The organism is Pelagibius sp. Alg239-R121 (assembly GCF_947331435.1).
Classification (GTDB): Bacteria; Pseudomonadota; Alphaproteobacteria; order Kiloniellales; family Kiloniellaceae; genus Denitrobaculum.
The window spans coordinates 15,577-37,776 of record NZ_CAMZOF010000001.1; the positions used below are offsets into that span (position 1 = coordinate 15,577).

The 22,200-nt window shown below is 59.5% G+C and carries 18 protein-coding genes; 4 read left to right on the forward strand and 14 right to left on the reverse strand.

Annotated elements, in window-relative coordinates:
- Positions 1 to 6 precede the first annotated feature (6 nt).
- The 5 genes from hisS to QMZ18_RS00075 all read right to left on the reverse strand — a co-directional run bounded on the left by hisS (position 7) and on the right by QMZ18_RS00075 (position 8,309).
- On the reverse strand, positions 7 to 1,251 hold the full coding sequence (gene hisS / locus QMZ18_RS00055; protein ID WP_282604181.1) for a histidine--tRNA ligase: 1,245 nt from the start codon (positions 1,249 to 1,251) through the stop codon (positions 7 to 9).
- A gap of 55 nt (positions 1,252 to 1,306) precedes the next feature.
- Entirely contained in the window at positions 1,307 to 2,452 is a 1,146-nt protein-coding gene (ispG, locus tag QMZ18_RS00060; protein ID WP_282604182.1) for a flavodoxin-dependent (E)-4-hydroxy-3-methylbut-2-enyl-diphosphate synthase, read from the reverse strand.
- Positions 2,453 to 2,687: 235 nt separating this feature from the next.
- Complete coding sequence (locus QMZ18_RS00065) at positions 2,688 to 4,226, reverse strand: RodZ domain-containing protein (protein ID WP_282604183.1); 1,539 nt, start codon at positions 4,224 to 4,226, stop codon at positions 2,688 to 2,690.
- A 394-nt stretch (positions 4,227 to 4,620) separates the two neighbouring features.
- Entirely contained in the window at positions 4,621 to 6,987 is a 2,367-nt protein-coding gene (ptsP, locus tag QMZ18_RS00070; RefSeq protein ID WP_322097105.1) for a phosphoenolpyruvate--protein phosphotransferase, read from the reverse strand.
- Positions 6,988 to 7,088: 101 nt separating this feature from the next.
- Positions 7,089 to 8,309, reverse strand: a complete 1,221-nt coding sequence (locus tag QMZ18_RS00075; protein WP_282604184.1) for an aspartate kinase — start codon at positions 8,307 to 8,309, stop codon at positions 7,089 to 7,091.
- A gap of 131 nt (positions 8,310 to 8,440) precedes the next feature.
- On the opposite strand from QMZ18_RS00075, the gene ubiG reads away from it, so the two are divergent.
- On the forward strand, positions 8,441 to 9,205 hold the full coding sequence (gene ubiG, locus QMZ18_RS00080; protein ID WP_282604185.1) for a bifunctional 2-polyprenyl-6-hydroxyphenol methylase/3-demethylubiquinol 3-O-methyltransferase UbiG: 765 nt from the start codon (positions 8,441 to 8,443) through the stop codon (positions 9,203 to 9,205).
- Positions 9,206 to 9,280: 75 nt separating this feature from the next.
- Here the strand turns inward: ubiG and QMZ18_RS00085 are convergent, their stop codons facing one another.
- A complete protein-coding gene (locus QMZ18_RS00085) occupies positions 9,281 to 9,811 on the reverse strand; it encodes a DUF1178 family protein (protein ID WP_282604186.1) in 531 nt (176 codons plus the stop codon).
- A gap of 113 nt (positions 9,812 to 9,924) precedes the next feature.
- Between QMZ18_RS00085 and QMZ18_RS00090 the strand changes: the two genes are divergently transcribed.
- On the forward strand, positions 9,925 to 10,488 hold the full coding sequence (locus tag QMZ18_RS00090) for a bifunctional 2-polyprenyl-6-hydroxyphenol methylase/3-demethylubiquinol 3-O-methyltransferase UbiG (RefSeq protein ID WP_282604187.1): 564 nt from the start codon (positions 9,925 to 9,927) through the stop codon (positions 10,486 to 10,488).
- A gap of 118 nt (positions 10,489 to 10,606) precedes the next feature.
- On the opposite strand, the gene grxC is transcribed toward QMZ18_RS00090, so the two are convergent.
- Both grxC and QMZ18_RS00100 read right to left on the reverse strand, forming a co-directional pair.
- On the reverse strand, positions 10,607 to 10,885 hold the full coding sequence (gene grxC, locus QMZ18_RS00095) for a glutaredoxin 3 (RefSeq protein ID WP_282604188.1): 279 nt from the start codon (positions 10,883 to 10,885) through the stop codon (positions 10,607 to 10,609).
- A 192-nt stretch (positions 10,886 to 11,077) separates the two neighbouring features.
- Positions 11,078 to 11,866, reverse strand: a complete 789-nt coding sequence (locus tag QMZ18_RS00100; protein WP_282604189.1) for a ComF family protein — start codon at positions 11,864 to 11,866, stop codon at positions 11,078 to 11,080.
- A 134-nt stretch (positions 11,867 to 12,000) separates the two neighbouring features.
- Between QMZ18_RS00100 and QMZ18_RS00105 the strand changes: the two genes are divergently transcribed.
- Complete coding sequence (locus QMZ18_RS00105; protein WP_282604190.1) at positions 12,001 to 12,960, forward strand: methyltransferase domain-containing protein; 960 nt, start codon at positions 12,001 to 12,003, stop codon at positions 12,958 to 12,960.
- Between the two features lie 97 nt (positions 12,961 to 13,057).
- Here QMZ18_RS00105 and mutT read toward each other — a convergent pair whose 3' ends face one another.
- The 4 genes from mutT to QMZ18_RS00125 all read right to left on the reverse strand — a co-directional run bounded on the left by mutT (position 13,058) and on the right by QMZ18_RS00125 (position 17,078).
- Positions 13,058 to 13,519: an 8-oxo-dGTP diphosphatase MutT gene (gene mutT, locus QMZ18_RS00110; RefSeq protein ID WP_282604191.1), complete on the reverse strand. Its 462-nt coding sequence runs from the start codon at positions 13,517 to 13,519 to the stop codon at positions 13,058 to 13,060.
- A gap of 11 nt (positions 13,520 to 13,530) precedes the next feature.
- Positions 13,531 to 14,763: a bifunctional glutamate N-acetyltransferase/amino-acid acetyltransferase ArgJ gene (gene argJ, locus QMZ18_RS00115; RefSeq protein WP_282604192.1), complete on the reverse strand. Its 1,233-nt coding sequence runs from the start codon at positions 14,761 to 14,763 to the stop codon at positions 13,531 to 13,533.
- Between the two features lie 90 nt (positions 14,764 to 14,853).
- On the reverse strand, positions 14,854 to 15,738 hold the full coding sequence (locus tag QMZ18_RS00120) for a peptidylprolyl isomerase (RefSeq protein WP_282604193.1): 885 nt from the start codon (positions 15,736 to 15,738) through the stop codon (positions 14,854 to 14,856).
- A gap of 200 nt (positions 15,739 to 15,938) precedes the next feature.
- Positions 15,939 to 17,078: a peptidylprolyl isomerase gene (locus tag QMZ18_RS00125; RefSeq protein ID WP_282604194.1), complete on the reverse strand. Its 1,140-nt coding sequence runs from the start codon at positions 17,076 to 17,078 to the stop codon at positions 15,939 to 15,941.
- A 323-nt stretch (positions 17,079 to 17,401) separates the two neighbouring features.
- Between QMZ18_RS00125 and secA the strand changes: the two genes are divergently transcribed.
- A complete protein-coding gene (gene secA, locus QMZ18_RS00130) occupies positions 17,402 to 20,149 on the forward strand; it encodes a preprotein translocase subunit SecA (protein ID WP_282604195.1) in 2,748 nt (915 codons plus the stop codon).
- A gap of 37 nt (positions 20,150 to 20,186) precedes the next feature.
- On the opposite strand, the gene QMZ18_RS00135 is transcribed toward secA, so the two are convergent.
- Together QMZ18_RS00135 and QMZ18_RS00140 are read right to left on the reverse strand one after the other, a co-directional pair.
- Positions 20,187 to 20,972 carry an ATP-binding cassette domain-containing protein gene (locus tag QMZ18_RS00135; RefSeq protein WP_322097106.1) on the reverse strand — a complete coding sequence of 262 codons (786 nt, stop codon included), beginning with the start codon at positions 20,970 to 20,972 and terminating at the stop codon, positions 20,187 to 20,189.
- Positions 20,969 to 22,024, reverse strand: a complete 1,056-nt coding sequence (locus QMZ18_RS00140) for an ABC transporter permease (RefSeq protein WP_282604197.1) — start codon at positions 22,022 to 22,024, stop codon at positions 20,969 to 20,971. The genes QMZ18_RS00135 and QMZ18_RS00140 overlap by 4 nt, the downstream gene beginning before the upstream one ends.
- Between the last annotated feature and the right edge of the window lie 176 nt (positions 22,025 to 22,200).

The window sequence follows — 22,200 nt, forward strand, 5'->3', positions numbered from 1 at the left end:
CGCCCGCTAGCGATACCGGGCGAGGTGCTCGATCACTGCATCCAGGGAAACGAGTTCCTGTTCGCCTGAGTCCAGATCGCGGATCGTGGCGGAGTTGTTCGCCAGTTCGTCCTCACCCAACAGCACGGCGGCGCGAGCTCCCAGTTTGTTTGCACGCTTCATACGCTTGCCGACATTACCACTGAACCCCAGTTCAACGCCATATCCGGCATGACGAAGCTTCTGAGTCAGCGTCAGAGCGATTTCTTCGGTTGCCTGCCCCACGGGAATCACCGCAATTGGCCTGGGTACCGGCGGATCACGATCCATCAACATGGAAAGCCGCTCGATACCGGCGGCCCAGCCAACACCCGGCGTCGCCGGCCCGCCCATGGTTTCGACCAGACCGTCATAGCGGCCGCCGGCCAGCACCGCGCTCTGGGCGCCGAGCAAGTCCGTCGTGAACTCGAAGGCCGTGTGACAGTAGTAGTCCAAACCGCGGACCAGACGGGTGTTGAGCTCAAAGGCTATGTTCAGACGTTCGAGGCCCTGTTTGACCGCCGCAAAAAAGTCCTGGCTCTCCGCATTCAGATAGTCACTGAAGACGGGGGCCCCTGCGACCAACTTCCGGTCGCCTTCATTCTTCGAATCGAGAATCCGCAAGGGGTTGCGTTCCAGCCGGTCCCGGCTGTCGCTCGATAAGGCATCACTGTGATCAGAGAAATACTCGACGAGGGCGGCACGGTAGGCCTGGCGGCTGTCGGTATCGCCAAGGGTATTGAGTTCCAGCTTGGTATTCTCGTAAACGCCCAGCCCTGAAAGAATATGCGCCCCCAGTGCAATCAGCTCAATGTCGCCCTGCGGTTTCGGCACCCCAAGAAGCTCGGCACCGATCTGGTGGAATTGGCGCTGACGGCCTTTCTGCGGCCGCTCGTGCCGGAACATGGGGCCGGCGTAGAAGTACTTCAGCGGCAATTGCTGGCTCAAACCGCCAGACATCAGGGCGCGCGCCACTCCGGCCGTGTTCTCCGGACGCAAGGTGATCTGCTCCCCCTCCTTCATGGAAAAGGTGTACATTTCCTTGGTGACAATGTCGGAGGTATCGCCAAGCGTACGCTTGAAGACTTCGGTAAACTCGAAGATGGGAGTCGCCATCTCCAGATAGCCGTAACGCTCCGCGGTTTCGCGCGCGATATCTATGACGGCGCGCTGGCGCCGCATCTCGTCAGGCAGTATGTCGCGTGTGCCGCGGACTGGTTGCAGGGCTGACACTTTTTTTCTCCAGGATTCTCTGAATTTTTAGTCTGAAATCTGTGCGGACCGCGCTCTATTCCGCGGCGGCATTCCGCCCGGTACCGGCAGCCTTCTCAGCCTCCATCTCGGCCTCTATCTCTGAAGCCTTGGCTTCGACCAGTTCGACCAGATGATCGACGATATTCTCGTCTTTCAGGCGGTGGTCCTGCAGGCCGGATACATAGACCTGGTGGGTACCGTTCCCGCCACCGGTAAAACCGATGTCGGTCTCCCGCGCTTCGCCGGGTCCATTGACCACACAACCGATCACCGAAAGGGTCATCGGCGTGGTGATATGCGCGAGCCGTTTCTCCAAGACCTCGACAGTCTGGATGACATCGAACTGCTGACGGGCACAGGACGGACAGGAGATCACGTTTACACCGCGATGCCGCAGATTGAGCGATTTCAACAGATCGAAGCCGACCTTGACTTCCTCCACCGGATCCGCCGACAGCGACACCCGCAAAGTATCGCCGATACCGGCCCAAAGCAGAGCCCCCAGGCCGATCGAGGACTTGATGGTTCCGATGCGCAATCCACCGGCTTCCGTCACACCGATATGCAGCGGGTAGTCACAAACATCGGCCAGGCCCTGATAAGCCGCCACCGCAAGAAATACGTCGGAGGCCTTGCAGGAGATCTTGAATTCGAAGAAATCGTTGTCCTCGAGAATACGGATGTGATTGAGCGCCGAATCGACCATCGCCTCCGGGCAAGGCTCGCCATACTTTTCGAGCAGATCGCGCTCCAACGATCCGGCATTTACACCGATCCGCATGGAGCAGCCATGATCTTTCGCGGCTTTGACCACCTCGCGAACGCGTTCGCTGCTGCCAATGTTGCCCGGATTGATCCGCAGGCAAGCGGCGCCGGCTTCGGCGGCTTCGATGGCCCTTTTATAGTGAAAGTGGATGTCGGCAACGACCGGAACCGAAATCTGAGGAATGATTTTCGCCAGGGCTTCCGTCGATCCCTCATCCGGACAGGAAATGCGCACGATATCCACACCGGCTGCTTCCATTGCCTGGACCTGCGCGACCGTCGCGGCAACATCAGTCGTCAAGGTGTTGGTCATGGACTGCACCGTTATGGGTGCATCGCCCCCTACTTTGACCTCGCCAACACTGATTTGACGGGATTTGCGGCGATAGATATCCCGATAGGGCCGAACACTCATGATTTCGCTCTTACCCGTAGTTCTGTTGCTGTGTAAGCGCCGAATCCTGCCGTCTTTTCCCGCGCCTAACATACCTGGCCAATAAGGATGACGGCAGCCTCCGGGAAGAGGAGACAAGCTGGATGGCCCGCAGTGCGTTTGCAGGCGGGAAAATGCGCTCTTTGCACCCAAACTTCAAGGGTGGAGGCACTTCAGGACGATAGGAGGCATACCGGGACTTGCGCCTGCCCGATGACTACTGGGGTGTTGCCCCGGCCAGGAGAACCTGAGGATCGAGTGCCAGATCGCGGCGAACCGAGCCGACCGGCCCCAGGGGCGCCAAAAGCGTGCCATCAACCAGGACATCGATACCGCCGGCGTTTCCAGTCAGGAGAGTCAGGCCCTGTTGGTTGGGAACCCGATAGGTGTCGCCCTCACGCAGAACCCGCGTCAAAAGCAGCTCATTCGTGCTGTCTCTGACCTGAACCCAGGCGTCCTGTGTCGCGCGGAGGATAATCCGTGCATCCGAGTTGTCCTCGCCGTAAATCTGCGGCTGGGTGGCATCGGGTATCGCCACGAGCTGTGTCGTCACGGGTGCTGCCGGCGCCGCAGGAATCTCTGTGGAAGCAGCAGTCTGGTTGGTTGCGGCCTGGTTGGCTGCAGCCTGGTTGGTTGCGGCCTGGTTCGTGACGCTCTGGGATGAAATTACGGTGGTGCCGGTTCCGGAGGAGGTTTCCGATACAGCCGTATCATTCGACGTTCCGGACTGATTCTGCGGTAAAGGCGCGGCCAAAGTCGCAACGGCAACGGTCCCTTGGCCAACCCTATTGCCTGCTGTCGCGTCACCTGCCTGACTACTGGTCGGCACGCCAGAACCGCTCTGGCTGGAGGTTTCGGCAATTTGAGGAGAAACGGGACTAGCCGTCACGGCATCTTCCGTCCCGCTCCGGCTAGATAAGGAAGGCACTGCGGGTTCGGCCTCGCCAGACCCGGTCGTACCAGACCCGGTCGTGCCAGACCCGGTCGCACTGCTCGAAGCACTTTGCGTAACCGTCGGCAATGCGGCCGCGGCCGTAGAGGGCTGTGCTTCACTCTCCTGAGGCTTTGGAACTTCAGTTTCGGAAGATTGCGATTCCGCGACCGGCATAGCTGCGGCATCTGAATTCCCGGCGGTCATGCTATCGGTGGAAAGCGCCTCGCCGCTCGCTGTATTGTTGCCGGATTCGGCATCAGCAGCCCCGGGTTCAGCGTCCGCAGTTCCGGCAACGGCAGTGCGTTCAGAATCAGGTCCAATCGTCAACTCGCCGTCGAAAAGCGCCTGTAACCGATCGGGCAGGGCCGGAATGAAATCTGCGAAACCGGAATCCCGGTTGGAAAGATAGTGCCAGCCGCCATAGGCCATGGAGCCCATAAGCAATGCCACGAACAGGATTGCACCGCCCGGAACCTTGCCTTCGGGAACCGGCGACGGAAACACCAGTTGAGTCTGGTCATCAAGACCGTCAACGTCATCCCGGAAGCGTTGCACGATCTCTTCTTCATCGAGATCGAGATACTCGGCGTAGGTCTTGATGAAACCGAGCGCGTAGGTCGGACCAGGCAAGGCGTCATAGCGCCCCTGTTCGATCGCTTCCAGATAAACATAGCGGATGCGCAGAGCCTCAGCGACTGTTTTGAGATCCTGTCCCAGGAGCTTGCGATGACGCCGCAAGGTCGCAGAGACGGTCTCACGTGGGGCGAGGCTCACGTCGCCGACATTCAGTACAGGTTCTTGATCGTCTTTTTTAGGCTTCACGATATGATTCGCGCCATGATGTTGATTTGAGTGACATAGAAAACCTAAGCATCACGGAAATCTAGAGCATCTTGGTTAACAATGGGTTTTTATTTTGTGTCGCAAAACAGCAAACAGGTCTAGGAATTTCAATGCATTCCTCTATCGCGCCCGGTGCCGTTTCGTTCGGCCACCCGTCTTTTAGCAAAGATAACGTGCCGGCAGCAATGGGCTAGACCTGGACGATGATTGCCGGATCAGATGATAGTATCCGCAATACCGGGGCTTGCAGGCCTGATGCGGCTCCTCGCAACTCACGATTTGACACAAATATGACGTCATCAAGTCCGAGAGAGAGTCTGATCGCTTTTCTCTGAATCGGCGACAACCGTGAATCAGTCCGCCATTCATATGGCTAGAGTTCAACACCCTGCTCTTTAGCGTAGCTCCGCAACCGGTCCCGCAGGCTGTGGTCGGGCAGTTCCAGCCAGCTCGGCAGCAGAGTTTTCAGCGGTGCCAGATTTAAACTGCGGATCATGGTCTTAACCGGCGCAACGCTCGGCGCGGGCATCGAGAGGCTTTCAAAGCCGCAGCCAAGAAGCGCCATGGCTTCCAGGGGATGCGCCGCCATGTCACCGCATAGAGAAAGTGCGACTTGCTTCGCGCTGGCCTGGCTGGCGATGCCATGCAGGAGCTTTAAAAACCCAGGTGCAAGCACGTCATAGCGCCGCACCAGCCGCGGGTTTCCACGATCGGCAGCAAAATGAAACTGAAACAGGTCATTGCTGCCGACCGAAACAAAATCGACTTTGTCCAAGAGTGCCGGTAGTTGCCAATACAAAGAAGGCACTTCCAGCATCACACCTGCCTTGACCATAGAGGGCAGGGTCCGTCCTTTTACGCCTTCGCGCTCAATCTCCCGGTCCAGCAGTGCCCGTGCCGTTTCAAACTCGGCAACATCACTGATCATCGGGAACATGATCCGCAGTTCGCCGCCTTGCGATGCCCGCAACAGCGCGCGAATCTGCTGACGCAGAACCGCCGGACGATCCAGTCCGATTCGTATTGCCCGCCAGCCCATGGCCGGATTTTCGTCAACTTCGCCCTGCCAGTACGGCAAAACCTTGTCGCCTCCGACATCCAGCGTCCGGAAAACAACAGGCTTGCCATCCGCCTGCTCGACGACGCGGCTGTAGAGTTCGGTCTGCGCGGTCACGCCCGGAAAAGTATCGCGGACCATAAAGGCAATTTCCGTGCGATAGAGACCGATGCCGTCGGCGCCGCTGTCGTGAAGGTGCGGAATATCGATCAGCAGCCCGGCGTTGATGTTCAGAGCAATCCGCAGACCATCGAGCGTCACCGGCGGCAGGTCGCGTGTCGCGGCAAAAATCTCCTTGCGCCGGTCCCGCTCTGCGATCGTGCTGGCAAAGGTTGCCTGAACTTCTTCATTGGGACGCAACAGCACCTGTTCGTTGTCGGCGTCAACGACGATACGGTCGCCGGGCCGGGCGGAAGTCACGATGTCCCGGCAACGGCCGATGATCGGAATGTTCAGGGCGCGGGCCATAATGACGACGTGCGCGGTCGGCGATCCTTCCTCCAGAACCACAGCACGCAATCGCGTGGCGTCGTAATCCAGCAGTTCCGCCGGCCCGAGATTGCGGGCGATAAGAACCATATCGTCAGGTAAATCCTGAGGGCCGGTCCCATCGAGCTCCAGCAGGTGGTGCAGGAGCCTGTTTCCGAGGTCCTCCAGATCCGAAAGACGCTCCTTGAGATAAGGATCCTTTACCTTCGCCATGCGGGTGCGGGTATCGACCTGAATTTTCTCGACAGCCGCTTCAGCCGTCAGTCCGCTGAGAATCGCTTCGTCGATCCGGCCGATCCAGCCTTTGTCCTCGGCAAACATCCGATAGACTTCAAGAATCTCGCGATGCTCACCGAGCTCCGCGATATCGGCACGTGCCAGGAGATCATCGATCGCCCCCCGCATTTCAGCAACGGCGGTGACCAGTCGCTCCCGCTCCTCTTCCGGATCATCGGCAATCACCTGAGAGATCACGATCCCGCGGGTATGCGGCACAGCCTGTCCGATCGCGAGGCCGTCGTTCAGCGCCAGGCCGTCGAGGCGCATGGGCTTACCCTGGCCGTCATCGCCAGCGGCGGTTTCATCCAAGAGAGCGATTTCACCACCGGCGAAAAGCTCGGCCAGCAGCATGGCGACGGTTTCGAGGGCTTCAACCTCTTCATCCGTGTAGTTGCGCGGCGTTACGTTTTGGACCGCGAGCACACCGATCACGCGGCCTGCGCGCTGAATCGGGACGCCCAGGAGCGACTGATAGTTCTCCTCTCCGGTTTCCGGCCGGTAAGCGAAGTTCGGGTGCTTTTGGGCATCGGACAAAGCCAACGGCAGAGCCAGGGCTGCGACCTGCCCGACGATACCTTCCTCGACGTGCAGCCGCGTCTGATGAACGGCCTCGGGCTTCAGGCCCATGGTCGCGAAGAGCTCAAGCACGTCACCCGAGCGCAAAACGTAAATCGAACAGACCTCTGCAACGATATCCTGTGCGATCAGCTTGACGATCTTATCGAGCTTCATCTGGCTGCTGCCGCGCTCCTTCATCAGGTCGCGCAGCAGGCGGAGCAGGCGCCGGGATCCGGCCCAATCATGAGACCGGCCGTCGTGAGGCTTTGAATCGGGAGACTTTCCTTCAGGCACCTTGGCCGAAGGACCTGGCTTGCTTTTATCGCTCAGCGGTTCTGCATCCGTCGAATCGCTCACCGCAGGGTCTATTCGACCCCGATTCTGCATCGATGGGTTGCGAGGAGGAGCATTCATAACACGATGATCTTACACCAGTTCGGCACAAGATGTGTGGCGTTTTATGCCGCATCTAGACCATAGGCTGTATGCAGGCTGCGCAGGGCAAGTTCGGCATACTCTTCGGCAAGCAGCACGCTGACCTTGATCTCAGAAGTCGAGATAACCTGGAGGTTGATCCCTTTCTCAGCCAATGCCGTGAACATTTTCTTGGCGACGCCTGCATGGCTCCGCATGCCCACGCCGATAACCGACACCTTCACCACATTTGGATCCGAAGTCAGGGCGTCGTAGCGCAGTTCGTCCTTGTGCGCCTCCAACACCGCAACGGCGCGCTCCATGTCCGTTTTGGTCACCGTAAAGGTCATATCGGTCGAATTGCCGTCGGCGGAATAGCTCTGAACGATCATATCGACATTGATCGAGGCATCTGCCAGAGGACCGAAGATACCGGCGGCGATGCCGGGGCGGTCGGGAACCCGGATCAGAGTGATCTTGGCTTCGTCCCGGCTGTAGGCAATTCCACTAACTAGTGCGTCTTCCACGATTTCATCCTCGTCAACAACCAGCGTTCCTTCGGTGTCATTGAAACTGGACCGCACCTGAACGCGGACCGAATGTTTCATTGCCATCTCGACGGAGCGGGTCTGCAAGACCTTGGCGCCCTGGGACGCCATTTCCAGCATTTCTTCGTAGGTTATCTTTTCAAGCTTGCGGGCTTTGGAGACGATCCGCGGATCCGTCGTATAGACCCCGTCGACATCGGTATAGATGTCACAGCGGTCCGCCTGCAGCGCAGCGGCCAGTGCAACAGCCGAAGTATCAGATCCGCCGCGGCCGAGAGTCGAAATTCGGCCATCGGGGCCGATTCCCTGAAAACCGGCAAAGACGGCAACCTGTCCCTCGCCAAACCGGCGGACAAGATCGTCCACTTCGATGTCCCTGATCCGCGCACTGCCGTGACTGCCGTCAGTTTTGATCGGCGCCTGCCAACCCAGCCAGGAGCGGGCGTTTACGCCAATGGATTGCAGCACGATGGCAAGCAATCCGCTGGTCACCTGCTCTCCGGAGGATACGACCACGTCATATTCGCGCAGATCGGCAAGCTTGGCGGCAGAGTCGACGTAACCGATCAGCTGATTGGTTACTCCGGACATGGCGGAAACGACAACGGCCACTTCATGACCCGCATCGACTTCGGCCTTAACCCGTTGTGCGACGTGGCGGATGCGGTCTAGATCAGCCACCGAAGTACCACCGAATTTCATCACGATTCGGGACATAACGACCTTGAACTAAATAAGGAAACGATCAGGTTGCCCGCAGAGCGGCGGCTATCCATACTCTTTAGCAGGGGCACGTGGCAAGTATGCCGCCGAGCCCGGCATGTAATATTTTATCGAAACGGATCGACATGACCAAGGTTCAAGACCGCACGAGCGTTGACGCGGCTGAAATCGAGAAATTCTCGGCCATTGCCGCCGAGTGGTGGGACCCGGCAGGAAAGTTTCGCCCACTCCATCAGTTGAATCCCACGCGTCTTGGTTACATCCGCGACCACGTCGCCGCACACTTCGGTAAAGATCCTGCCGCGAACCAGCCGCTCGCAGGCCTGAGCATTCTGGACATCGGCTGCGGCGGCGGGCTGCTGAGTGAGCCTCTGACCCGCCTGGGCGCCAGGATGACGTCGATCGACGCGGCGGAAAAGAACATCGGGGTCGCCAGCACCCATGCCGCGGAAGCAGGATTGGAAATCGACTACCGTCACGCGACCGCGGAGGATCTCGCGGCGAAGGGAGAAAACTTCGATGTGGTCCTGAACATGGAAGTCATCGAGCACGTCGCCGACGTAAATTCCTTTTCCCAGGCCGCCTGCGCCCTCGTGAAAGACGGGGGTGCGACCGTGGCCTCGACTCTCAATCGGACCCCGAAATCCTATCTCATGGCTATCCTGGGCGCGGAATACCTTCTGCGCTGGCTGCCGCGCGGGACTCATGACTGGCGAAAGTTTCTCCGGCCGTCCGAACTCACCAGCCTGCTGCGGGCGCAGGGAATGAAGGTCGAGGATATCAGTGGTGTCGTTTACAACCCGCTGAATGAGAGCTGGCGGCTGTCCCGGCGGGATCTGGACGTCAACTACATGCTGTTTGCAACGAAACCCAAAGCAGATCTCGTTTAGACGGAATCGCTCTTGGCGATCTGTTGCACCAATGAATCTGCTCTAACTATTTGAAATAGAATAGCTAACCGGCAATCAGGAGTCGTGGCGAGGCACCCAGGGAACACGGGCAAATTCAACACCCTCTTCCTCCAGGGCCTTGGCATCCTCATCGCTGGATTCGCCGTAAATGCCCCGTGCTTCCGTCTCGCCGTAGTGAATCTTTCGGGCTTCTTCCGCAAAGTTCGTCCCGACATAATCGCAGTCGCGTTCGACATTGTCGCGCAGATCACTCAGCGCGCGCATTACCTCGGCGACCTTTTCCACGTCGGCGTTGGTCGTCACGGAGCCCGAGGCACTGGCGGGTTTTGCAGGTAAGGCCGGCGGCGCGGGAAGCGCGGCGGCGGGGACTTCTGCCGGTACAGGCGCGGGGCTGACGGCCGAAGGTTCCTTGTTCTGCCGACGCGTTGTGACGTTCGGCGCCATCAGGGCCTTTTCAACCCGTTTCGATCCGCAGACCGGGCAGCGTACGACCCCGGCTTCAATCTGCTCATGATAGGAAGCGCTGTCTTTGAACCATGCCTCAAAGACATGTTCCTTCTTGCATCTCAGATCAAAAACTATCATCTCGCCTTACCCATCCCGTTACAGACGGCCGAAGCCGCATGCAGGGCAAAAAAACTGTCTGAAACCCACCTTAGCAGTGATAAGACTCGTGAAACACCCAGGGATCAAGAAAAATGACATCAACGACGCCGGCCTGCCCGAACGCGGCGGAACCGCAGAGTCCTGAGGCGTCCGGCTGGATACGGCGTTTTGCAGGTCTGATTCCGGCGGGCGGCGCGGTTCTGGACCTTGCCTGCGGCGGCGGGCGCCATAGCCGCCTCCTGCTTCAGCTCGGTCATCCGGTCACTGCCGTCGATCGGGATCTCACGCGCCTGGGCGGGCTCGACTCCCACGATGACTTCAGTGCGCAATGCCATGATCTCGAAGACGGCAGCGCCTTCCCGTTTTCGGCAGGAAGCTTTGCCGGCGTGGTGGTGACGAACTATCTCTACCGTCCGATTATTGCGGATATCGTCCGGGCCGTGGCGCCGGGCGGCATATTGCTGTACGAGACCTTCGCGCAGGGCAACGAACGCTTCGGTCGCCCGTCCAATCCCGACTTTCTCCTGGCGCCGGGCGAGCTGCTCGACGCGGCGGCCGGACAGCTTCGCGTGCTCGCCTACGAAGACCTCGTCGTCGAACGGCCCAAACCGGCGGCCGTTCAACGCATTTGTGCGCGCCGCGAGCTATTGGCCTAATGCGGCAGTTGGAGAGCCCTTGCCTGTGACGGAGGCGAACCCATCACGCGTCTTGGTCACAGCCGCGGGACCGGTCTGTGCGGTGACGGTCCCGGGTGCTTCGGGGGGCGCGGCTCGTTTAAGAGGCCTTCATCAGTAACGGATCGAGGTTGCCGCGCTGTTCCAGAGCATAGAGTTCGTCGCAGCCGCCGATATGCTGGCCGTCGATGAAGATCTGCGGGACGCTGGTGCGTCCGCCGGCGCGCTGAACCATTTCGGAGCGGCGCCGCGGCTGCAGCATAATGTCGATCTCGTCATACTTCGCACCCTTCGCCTCAAGCAGGCGTTTCGCCCGCGCGCAAAAACCGCAAAGCATGCTGGAATAGACTTCGATCACAGGATTTTGTTGTTCCGACATTTCGCTCTCTGACATTAAATTATCGCCGCCATTCAATTATCGCCGCCGCCGGCAGAACAGGGACCTCTTCGCGCGGTTCGAGCCGCAGAAATCTATATAACCCCCGAGATTTGGGGTCGTCATCGCCAAATTACAGCCCGGCAGGCCTCAATCACCGTAATTTTACCGCCACAACCTTAATCAAATGCGCGGTCATGTCCGTAAAACCCGCGCCAGCGTCAAGACATCGACCGCCGCGGCGCCTCCGGCGCGCAGGCTTGCGACACAGGCGGCGATGGTCGCACCGGTTGTATAGACATCATCGACCAGAAGAACCCTTCGGCCCTCGATCTGGCCCCGCTGAGACGGCCGGACCCGAAAGGCGCCCGCCACGTTGCGGTGCCGTGCCGTGCCGCTCAGGTGCCCTTGTGGGCGGGTGGCGCGGCGGCGTTCAAGAACCAGTGCATGGAAGGCGATGCCCCGGCTTTGCGCTAATTTCTGCGCCAGCAGCGCCGACTGGTTGTAGCGGCGCAGAAACAGCCGCCGCCAATGAAGCGGCACCGGAACGACGACATCGGCCGCCGCGAGCAGATCACCGCCGGCCAACGCCATCCAGTTTGCGAGGGTCATCGCCGTCTCGGTCCGGTCGGCATGCTTAAAAGCCAGGATGAGAGCCCGGCTGGCGTCGTCGTATCCCAGCGCGGCACGGGCCCGGTCGAAGCTTTTGGGTTTGTGGAGGCAGTCGGCGCAGAGGGGTGCGTCCGCGTTTCCCCGGCCCTGGGAAACCGTCTCGGCCCCTTCAAATTCAAACGGAAATCCGCAGCTATGGCACCAGGGCGGCGCGAGGAACCTCAGGTCCTTCCAACAGTCGGCGCAGACGGTGCCGTTGCGCTCGACAACCACGCGGCACTTCGCACAGGTGGGCGGTAAAACCGCATCAAGCGCCCGGCGCGCGATCATCGTGACAGTCTGCATGTGAGCGAGCATGCCCCGTGCCGGCATGGGAAATCAATCCTTTGCACAAAGCATCACTGCCGCCGATGTTCGATTGCCGGTCATTTGCCAAGCGGGCCGAACTTTGATATCGCCCAGGCGTTCCTGCCCGGGTTAACACCGGGCTAACAACGGATAACGCGATGAGCGATGTAATGAATGTCTTCGACCGTGCACTGGTGCGCAGGCACCACGACCGGGCAGGAGAGACGATCGCAGACTACAGCTTCCTCTTCGACGCCGTCGCGCAAAGGCTCGCGGACCGGCTGCTGGACGTGACGCGGCGCTTCCCCAGATGCCTTGACCTCGGCTCCCGGGGCGGGGCCATGGCGCGTGCACTGGCAGAACGGCGCGACATCGAGCTGATGGTCCAATGCGATCTGTCACCCGCCATGGCAAAGGTCGCCGGAACGCCGTCCCACAGGGTCGCGGCGGTGAGCGCGGACGAAGAATTCCTGCCTTTTGCGCCCGGCAGTTTCGAACTTGTTGTCTCCAATCTCTCCCTGCACTGGACCAACGACCTTCCTGGCGCCCTGATTCAGATCAGGCAGATTCTCAAGCCGGACGGCCTGTTTCTGGGCGCCATGCTGGGCGGCGAGACCCTGCACGAACTCAGAACCGCCCTGATGCAGGCCGAAATCGAGCTGGAGGGCGGCGTAAGCCCGCGCCTCTCTCCGCTTGCGGATCTGCGCGACGCCGGTGCTCTGCTGCAGCGGGCCGGATTTGCTCTTCCCGTCGCCGACGTCGACCGCATCACCGTGAGCTACCCCAATGCCCTAAAGCTGATGCAGGATCTCCGCGGCATGGGGGAGACCAACGCAATCCACACGCGCCGCCAGACCATGACGCGGCGCAGCACCCTGTTTCGGGCGGCGGAAATCTATCAGGAAACGTTCGGTGACAGCGACGGCCGGATACCCGCGACGTTCGATATTCTAACCCTGACCGGCTGGGTGCCGGACGCTTCGCAGCAACAACCGCTGCGCCCCGGAAGTGCGCGCAGCAGGTTGGCCGACGCGCTGGGTGTGGACGAGATTGGAACCGATGAGAGCGCGGGGACGGCGGCGCATACACGGTCCAAGGATCCAAAAGACCAAAGCTAGCTGCCATGGCCACTCGCACAGTTGCGTGGGCTCTTAGAGCAAGTCGCGCAGTTGCGCGCGGGCCTCTAGAGTAAGTCGCGCAGTTGCGCGGGGGCCTCTAGAGTAAGTCGCGCAGTTGCGCGACTAGTGGCACGTCGGCTTCAGGCATCGGATAATCTCCAAGACGTGCCGGGCGAACCCATTTCAGCGCCTGCCCTTCCCGCGGTGTCACCATGCCCTGCCAGATTCGACAAACGAACAGGGGCATCAGGAGATGAAAATCATCGTAGCTATGCGAAGCAAAGGCGAGCGGCGCAAGGCAACTCTCCCGCGTGTCGATCCCAAGCTCTTCTTCAAGCTCCCTGACCAGCGCCTGCTCCGGGGTTTCCCCTGCATCGAGTTTGCCGCCCGGAAACTCCCAGAGTCCGGCCATCGCCTTGCCGGCCGGCCGCTGTGCAATCAGAACCCGCCCATCACGATCAATCAGCGCGACGGCAGCAACAAAGACCAGCGGTTTTGCCGCTGCAGCAGCACGTTCGCCAGCGGCCCAGCAGCCACCCAGATCCGATTCCTCTGTCATGCTGCCCTGCTTTAACTTCGGTAGTCTGCGTTGATATCGATGTAGCCGTGCCCAAGATCGCATGTCCAGACGCGGGCGGACCCGTCACCAACGCCTACATCCACGGCAATTTCGATGGCCTGCCCCTTCATATGTTCGGCGACGGGGGCTTCATCGTAGCCGGGAACAACCCAGCCGTTTTTAGCAACCTCGATACCGCCGATCTTGATCGAGAGGCGGTCTCGGTCCGCGCGCTCGCCTGCTTTTCCCACTGCCATGACAATGCGGCCCCAATTGGGGTCTTCCCCAGCAACCGCCGTCTTCACCAGCGGCGAATTGCCGATCGCGAGCCCGATGGTCCTAGCCGCCAACGGCGTTTCGGCACCCGCAACGTCGATGGTAACGAACTTACTTGCGCCTTCGCCGTCCTTGACCACCTGGATGGCGAGATCGCGCAACAGATCCTCAAGGGCAGCACGAAAGCCGGTCAACGCAGGATCGGCCATTCCGGTCGGTAAAGAATTTTCCGCCTTGCCGGTCGCAAGCAACAGAACGGTATCGCTGGTCGAGGTGTCACCATCGACGGTAATCGAATTGAACGTCCGTTCGTTGGCATCGGCCAGCAAATCCTGCAGCAGGGCCGAGGGCAGATTGGCATCGGTCGCGATGAAGGACAGCATCGTGGCCATATCCGGAGCGATCATCCCGGAGCCTTTGGCAATGCCGTTGATCGTCACCGGCGTGCCCGCGATTTCCGTCCTCCGGCTGGCACCCTTCGGATAGGTGTCCGTCGTCATGATTGCCGCCGCCGCTTCCGGCCAAGCGTCCGGACGCAGCCCCTCGGCCAATTCCGCGAGGGCGCTGGTCAAGCGCTCGTCTGGTAGCGGTTCGCCGATTACGCCCGTCGAAGCGACGAAGACCTCTTCGGCGCGGCAACCGACCAAACCGGCGACGGCATCGACGGTCCGCTCGACTGAGCCGGTTCCGGCCGCGCCAGTGAAGGCGTTCGCATTTCCGGAATTGACCACAACCGCCCGTGCAGAGCCATGGGTCAGCGCTTCCCGGCACCAGAGGACGGGCGCCGATGCGGTCAAAGACCGGGTTAAAACTCCGGCAACGGAAGAGTCGGGTTCAAGCACCATAATGCAGACATCGGTCCGGTCGCGGTAGCGCAGGCCACAGGCGCCGGTCGTGATCTCCAGACCGGCAATCGGCGGCATCACCGGAAAGGCGGCTGGCGCCAGGGGGGAAACTTTTATGGACATCGCACTGCACCTCCAACGATTTACAGCCACCTGATATTCAGGTGGCTGTAAAGCAATTGGTAAAGTGATACTGAAGATATCGGCCGGAGGCTACTGGCTTGTGCCCTCACTCGTGCTTTCGCTTGTACCTTCCGTCGCGGGTGCGGTTTCTTCGGCATCCGGTGTGACGATTTCGATTTCGGCACCTTCGCGCAGTTTCGCGACGATATCCTGATAGGCACCACGCGAGAGTTCGGAGCGCAGGTCCGCCTCCATATCTTCAAAGGCAGGCTGCTCACCCAGGCGGCTCTCCTCGACCTTAATCACATGCCAGCCAAACTGGGTTTTGACCGGCTCTTTACTGTGCTGTCCGGCCTCCATGGCGAAGGCGGCTTCGGAGAATTCGGGAACCATCTGGCCTTCACCGAAAAAGCCCAGATCACCGCCCTGCGAACCGGAAGGGCCGGTCGAATGCTCGCCTGCCAGCGCCGCGAAATCAGCACCGCCATCCAGCTCGACAATCAAGTTTTTGGCCTGATCTTCCTCTTCGACGAGGATATGGCGGGCGCGAATCTCTTTTTGAGGCGGATTTTCGGTCACAAACTTATCGTACTCGGCGCGAATCTTCTCGTCGGTCACCTGTGCCTCAATCTCGCGCAACACATAGATCTGGGAGATAATCTGACTTTCCGCGCGCATAACCCGCTCGCGCACCTCTTCGTCGTCCGCCAAACCGGCGTCACGGCCAGCCTTGCCCACGAGCCTGAGGTCGATGACCTGTTCAATCAACTGAGGAAAGATCAACGCAATCTGGGACTGCTGCTGCGGCGGCAGATTCTGTGCGAGCGCGAGCACCTCCGACTGAAGGATATCTTCACCGCCGACCCGTGCAACAACGGGATCGTCTCCCGCTCCACTATCCTGTGCCTGAACCGGAAGAGCAAATGCGACCGAGAGGGCACAAAATGCAGGAACCAAAAGATTTTTGATGCGCATGTCAGCGACTCCTTAACAAGGCCGGAACACCGGCCCTTTTATTTAAATTATGCCGTTATGTTGCATGCAGACTGCCCAGGCACAAGTCCGCTTGCGTAACAGTTGGGTGAAATGCTGGGTGAAATCCTGCGGCTTGATTCCATTTGGATACCGGCGAAATCTTTCCCGACACAGCCACCAGCCCATCGGGCCATGGCATCCTATTTTTCTGGAAACAGTTCCATATCCGCATCGGCCCGAAGCTTCTTCAGAACGCCATTGATCCTCAGCCTGGCAAGCTCTTCACGAAGTTTCGGCGCGAGTTCCTCGTAGGTCGGCAGAACCGCCTTGCGCTCACTTTCGACTTTAATCACGTGCCAACCGAACTCGGTCCGAAAAGGCCGGCGACTGTAATCCCCGACGCGCAGATCAAATGCCTCGGCAGCAAAGCCTGGATCGAGACTGTCCCGGCGCATAAAGCCCAGATCACCGCCCCGCGATGCGGAATCGCCGGTCGAATAGCTTCGCGCCAGTTCCGCGAAGTCGAGACCGTCATCCAATGACTGCACCACTGCGCGCGCTTCGGCACGGCTCTTAACCACAACATGGCGCAGATGGCGCTCACTTAGAGCAGCATTGGCCCGCAATACTGCGAAGTATCGGGTCCGCACATCCGCCTCGGGAATCTTTGAGGCGATGTTCCGGGCCACATAAGCATCCCTGACAAGGATATCCTCATAGGCCTTAACCCGGCGCTGCAGGTCTTCGTCCTCGTCCAGGCCACCGTCCCGGCCTGCATTGGCGAGAAGCTTCAGATCGATCAAACGGTCCAGCAGCGCGGGAAAAATCGATTCGATCTGACGCCGGTACTCAGGTGGAAGATCACGCGCAGATTCCAGCACGTCTTTCCAACGGATTTCTTCGCCTTCAACCACGGCAACCACGGGATTGCGGCGAATCATCTCCTGCATCGCAGAACCCAAGGTTTGCGACGATGCATCACCTCCGTCACCGGATCCGCCCGCCGCGGCACCTTTTGGCCGCTGCGGCCCGGCAAGCGGCGCAATCGGCTCGACGAGCAAAGGCGAGCCCTGGCGCAGGGGAATTGAAGGCTTCGTCTGCTGAACGCCATCCTGAGCCGACGGATCGATTGTCGATTCCGCTGCGTAGTCCAGGTCGGTTAGGCTGTCCGCACCGGATTGCGCCCAGGCCTTTGATACACCCAATTCAGCCCAACCGGAGGCGCCTGGAAGTGACTCTGTGGAAAACAGCAGTCCCACGGCAATGACGGCGGCGAAGATTGCACCGCTATGTATAGATCTCGAACGGCTGGTAGATCTCAAATGGCTGGGCCGCGGCACGCTATCTCCTCAAAACGTCTCTGACAGATCCTTGGGGCCAGTGGACTCTCATCTTGCATGAAGGACTGATTGGAACAAGGGCGGGCAACAAGAAAGCAGGGTCCCGGCCGCGAGTCCATTTCAGCCAATCGGAAAACTACACGAAGAACCCTATCCATATGGATTGTGTTCTGGATCATGGTTAAATCCTGTAACCGCTGAATAACAATGCCGCTCAATCGCTTGTGCCCAGGGGCAGCCAGCGTTGACAGGCACCTCCCGGGCGCCTATTTGTCACTCCGAGTTCCACTTGTTTTCCGTTTAATTTCTGTTCGAGGTCATAAATGTTCGGCGCGCTCGCAAAGCGGCTGTTTGGATCTGCTAACGACCGTTATGTCAAAGGTCTTAGCCAAACCGTCGACGCCATCAATGCTCTCGAACCAGAGCTGGAAGCCCTGAGTGACGAGGATCTGCGGTCAAAAACCGCGGAATTCCGCCAACGCTTGACAGACGGCACTGCGCTTGACGACTTGATCGTCGAAGCCTTTGCCACCGTACGCGAAGCCGCGAAACGGACCCTCGGGCAGCGTCATTTCGACGTGCAGCTTATCGGTGCCGTCGTCCTGCATCGCGGCCTGATCGCCGAAATGAAAACCGGCGAAGGCAAAACCCTTGTCGCGACCCTCGCCGTTTATTTGAACGCGCTCTCCGGCAAGGGCGTGCATGTCATTACGGTTAACGACTACCTGGCACAACGCGATTCCGAGTGGATGGGCCAGATCTACCGATTCCTAGGACTGACCGTCGGCTGCATCGTTTCAGGCCTGCCCGACGAAATGCGCCGCGAAGCCTACAAATCAGACGTTACCTACGGCACGAACAACGAATTCGGTTTCGATTACCTGCGCGACAATATGAAGTTCCATCTGGAAGAGATGGTCCAGCGGGACTTCAACTATGCGATCGTCGACGAAGTGGACTCGATCCTGGTCGACGAGGCCCGCACCCCGTTGATTATTTCGGGTCCTGCCGAGGATTCTTCTGAACTTTACATTAAGATCAACACCCTGATCCCCAAGCTCGAAGCCGAACACTACGAGATGGACGAAAAGGCCCGCGCCGTCACGCTGACCGAGGTTGGTACGGAACGGATGGAGGAGTTGCTCCACGAGATCGACATGCTGGACGGCGGTTCGCTGTACGACATCGAGAACGTCAGCGTCCTGCACCACGTTAATCAGGCGTTGCGCGCCCATCAGCTTTTCCAGCGCGACAAAGATTATATTGTCAAGGACGACAAGGTCGTCATCATCGACGAGTTCACTGGACGCATGATGGAGGGACGGCGGTTTTCCGAAGGTCTGCATCAGGCCCTGGAAGCTAAAGAAAACGCCAAGATCCAGCAGGAAAACCAGACCCTCGCCTCGATCACCTTCCAGAATTACTTCCGTCTTTACCCCAAATTGGCCGGCATGACCGGTACGGCCATGACCGAAGCGGCCGAATTCTCGGACATCTATCACCTTGATGTGATCGAGATCCCCACCAACCTGCCTTTCATCCGCGAAGACCACGACGACGAGGTTTATCGGACCGCGCGGGAAAAGGACACCGCCATCCTGACCCTGATCAGGGAATGCCAGGAACGGCAGCAGCCGGTCTTGGTGGGCACGGTGTCGATCGAAAAATCCGAGCATCTGGCGGAGTTGCTGAAAAAAGAAAAAATTCCCCATAAAGTCCTGAATGCCCGCTACCACGAGCAGGAAGCCTTCATCATCGCTCAGGCCGGTGCACCGGGCTCGGTCACCATCGCCACCAACATGGCGGGCCGGGGTACCGATATTCAGCTTGGCGGTAACGTCGACATGCGGCTCAAACAGGAAGCCGGCGATATCGAAGACGAGGCCTTAAAGGCCACAAAGACGACCGAGATTGAAGCCGACGTCTCCGCAAAGCAGGGCGTTGCCAAGAGCGCCGGCGGCCTGTTCGTGATCTCGAGCGAACGCCATGAAAGCCGGCGGATCGACAATCAGCTCCGTGGCCGCTCCGGCCGTCAGGCCGACCCCGGCGCGTCCAAGTTTTTCCTGAGCCTGGAAGATGACCTGATGCGCATCTTCGGCTCGGAACGTATGGATTCCATGCTGCAGAAACTGGGCCTTCAGGAGGGCGAAGCCATCGTCCACCCCTGGGTTAACAAGGCCCTCGAAAAGGCTCAGCAGAAGGTCGAGGCGCGCAACTTCGAGATTCGTAAGAATCTTCTGAAGTTCGACGACGTCATGAACGATCAGCGCAAGGTCATCTACGAGCAGCGCAAGGACCTCATGCGCGCGAGCGAAGTGCACGAGACCATCGTCGACATGCGCCACGAAGTGATTGAGGACCTGATTACCCGCTGTATCCCCGCCAATGCCTATGCGGAACAGTGGGAAATCGGCAGCATTCATGAAGAAGTGCTACGGCTGTTCGGCCTCGACCTGCCGGTTGCCGACTGGGCCCAAGAAGAGGGCATCGCAGATCAGGAGATCCGTCAGCGCATCACGGACGCCGCCGACAAGAAGATGGCGGCCAAAACCGCCAACTACGGCGTCGAGGTCATGCGGAGCCTGGAAAAACAAATCCTGCTGATGGTGCTCGACAAGCAGTGGAAGGACCACCTGCTGTCGCTCGATCATCTGCGCCACGGCATCTCGCTGCGCGCCTATGGTCAACGCGATCCCCTGAACGAGTATAAAAAAGAAGCCTTTGAGTTATTCGAGGCCATGCTCGCGGAGGTGCGTGACGAAGTAACTTCGCTGCTCAGCCGCCTGGAATTGCGTGCCGCAGAGCCGGAAGCCGCACAGATCCAGCGTGCGCCGCAGGAGATGCACGAAACCCGGCAAGATCCGGCGTTGGTCGGTGCTGGTGCAGGGGCCGGTGCGGGTGCCGGTGATCAGGGCAGCGGCGAAGCAGCAGCAGTTCCGACCCAAACACGCGCGGCGGCAGCCAACGTCAATCCCAACGATCCCTCGACCTGGGGCAAGGTTCAACGCAATGCCCAGTGCCCCTGCGGATCCGGCAAGAAATACAAACAGTGCCACGGCAAGCTAGCCTGATCCTGTCTCCAAAATAGATCCGGGAATAACATGCAGCTTACGCCGCTTGAACGGGTGGCTCCATGGCGCCGGTCATGATCGCCACCGCATCGGACATGGAGCAATCCTGCGGCCTGATGACGGCGATACGGCGCCCCAGCCTGTGGACATGGATACGGTCTGCGATCTCAAAAACATGAGGCATGTTGTGCGAGATCAAGACGATGGGCAGGCCCTTGGATTTAACATCCAAAATGAGATCCAGAACCCGGCGGCTTTCCTTCACACCGAGTGCGGCCGTGGGTTCGTCCATGATCACGACCTTTGAACCGAAAGCCGTGGCCCGGGCAACGGCAACGCCCTGACGCTGTCCACCCGAGAGGGTTTCGACTGCCTGATCGATGTTCTGTATGGTCATCAGGCCCAGCTCGGTCAGCTTCTCCCGCGCAATGCGGCGCATCTTGGTTCGGTCAAGCTTGCGGAAGAGCGAGCCCGCCAGCCCCTCGGACCTGATTTCACGCCCCAGAAAGAGATTGTCCGCGATTGAAAGCGCGGGCGACAGCGCGAGATTCTGATAGACCGTCTCGATTCCCGCTTCGCGGGCTTCCATCGGCGAGCGGAAGTGAACTTCCTTGCCGTCCAACCGGACCTCTCCGTGATCCGGAAACACAGCTCCGGTCAAGGCCTTGATCAGCGTCGACTTTCCGGCACCGTTATCGCCGATTACGGCGAGAACCTCGCCGGGATACAGCTCGAACTCTGCGTGATCCAGGGCGACCACACGCCCATAGCGCTTTACCAGTCCACTTGCCTGCAGAACGGGCTGTTGTGTCCTCCCGGTCATGTCGAAACCTTCCTGATCCATTGATCGAGCGCCACAGCGACGATGATCAGCATGCCCACGGTAAATTCCTGCCACAACACATCGACACCGGCGATTTTGAGGCCCGAACGGAACACGCCGACGGTCAGTGCGCCGACCAAAGTGCCCAGGATGGAACCGCGGCCGCCGAAGAGGGAACAGCCACCGATGACGACAGCGGTGATCGCGTCCAGGTTTCCCTCGTAGAAGCTCTGGGGACTGACCGAACCCAGCCGCCCGATCGCGATCCAGCCGCCGAGCGCACAAATGGCGCCGGCCACCGCGTAGACGGAGATCAGCGTGCGGTTCGTGCGAATACCCGACAGTTCCGCCGCATCCTTATCATCGCCGACCGCGTAGATGTGCCTGCCCCAGGCGGTCCAGTTCAGGATGTACCAGAAGAGCCCGAACAACCCGATCATCAGGAAGGACCCGTAGGTAAACTGCGCACCGAACACACCGACCCGTTCGCCGAAGAATTTGAGCAGCGGGGCAATAGAATCAATGTCCGAGCTGCGCACGGTCTGGGCTTCCGAATACCAGAGGTTAAGCGCAAAGAAGATCGACCAGGTTCCAAGCGTCACAATGAAGGGCGGCAAACGCAGGCGCGTAATGAGAAAGCCGTTGAGAAAACCGCAGAGGGTTCCAACCGCAAAACCGGCGAAGAGCGCAAAACCGACCGGGAGACCATAAGTCACACCGAGCCGCCCCATGACAACCGAGCTCAGAACCATGATCGCCGCAACAGAAAGATCGATGCCAGCCGTCACGATGATCAGGGTCTGGGCCACTCCAAGGATCCCGATCACGGTGACCTGTTGAATGATCAGGGAAAAATTGAAGGGCGTAAAAAACCGTTCGCCGGCAATCACGCCGAAGGCCGCCAGACTGAACAGCAATACGATCAAAGGCGCGGCTGTCGGGTTGGCATGCAGAAAGTAGTGCAGTTTCGCAAGCGGCCCGTGCGCTTCGTCTTCAAAGGACGCGACCTGCCCCTCTGCAGCCGCCGTCTCAAGACGATCCGTATCCGCCATGATCTGGGCACCCTCTTCTAAGGTCTGTTGAAATTCAGGATGTCGTCGCGGCATGCCGGGATTAACTGCGAACAAGGTCCGCAGGGCGCGCCGAAACCCGCCGCCCTGCAGCGGCGGATTTCGCAATCATCAGCCAGAGGTCAGACCACTGAAGTGATCAGATCAGCCCCAGCACT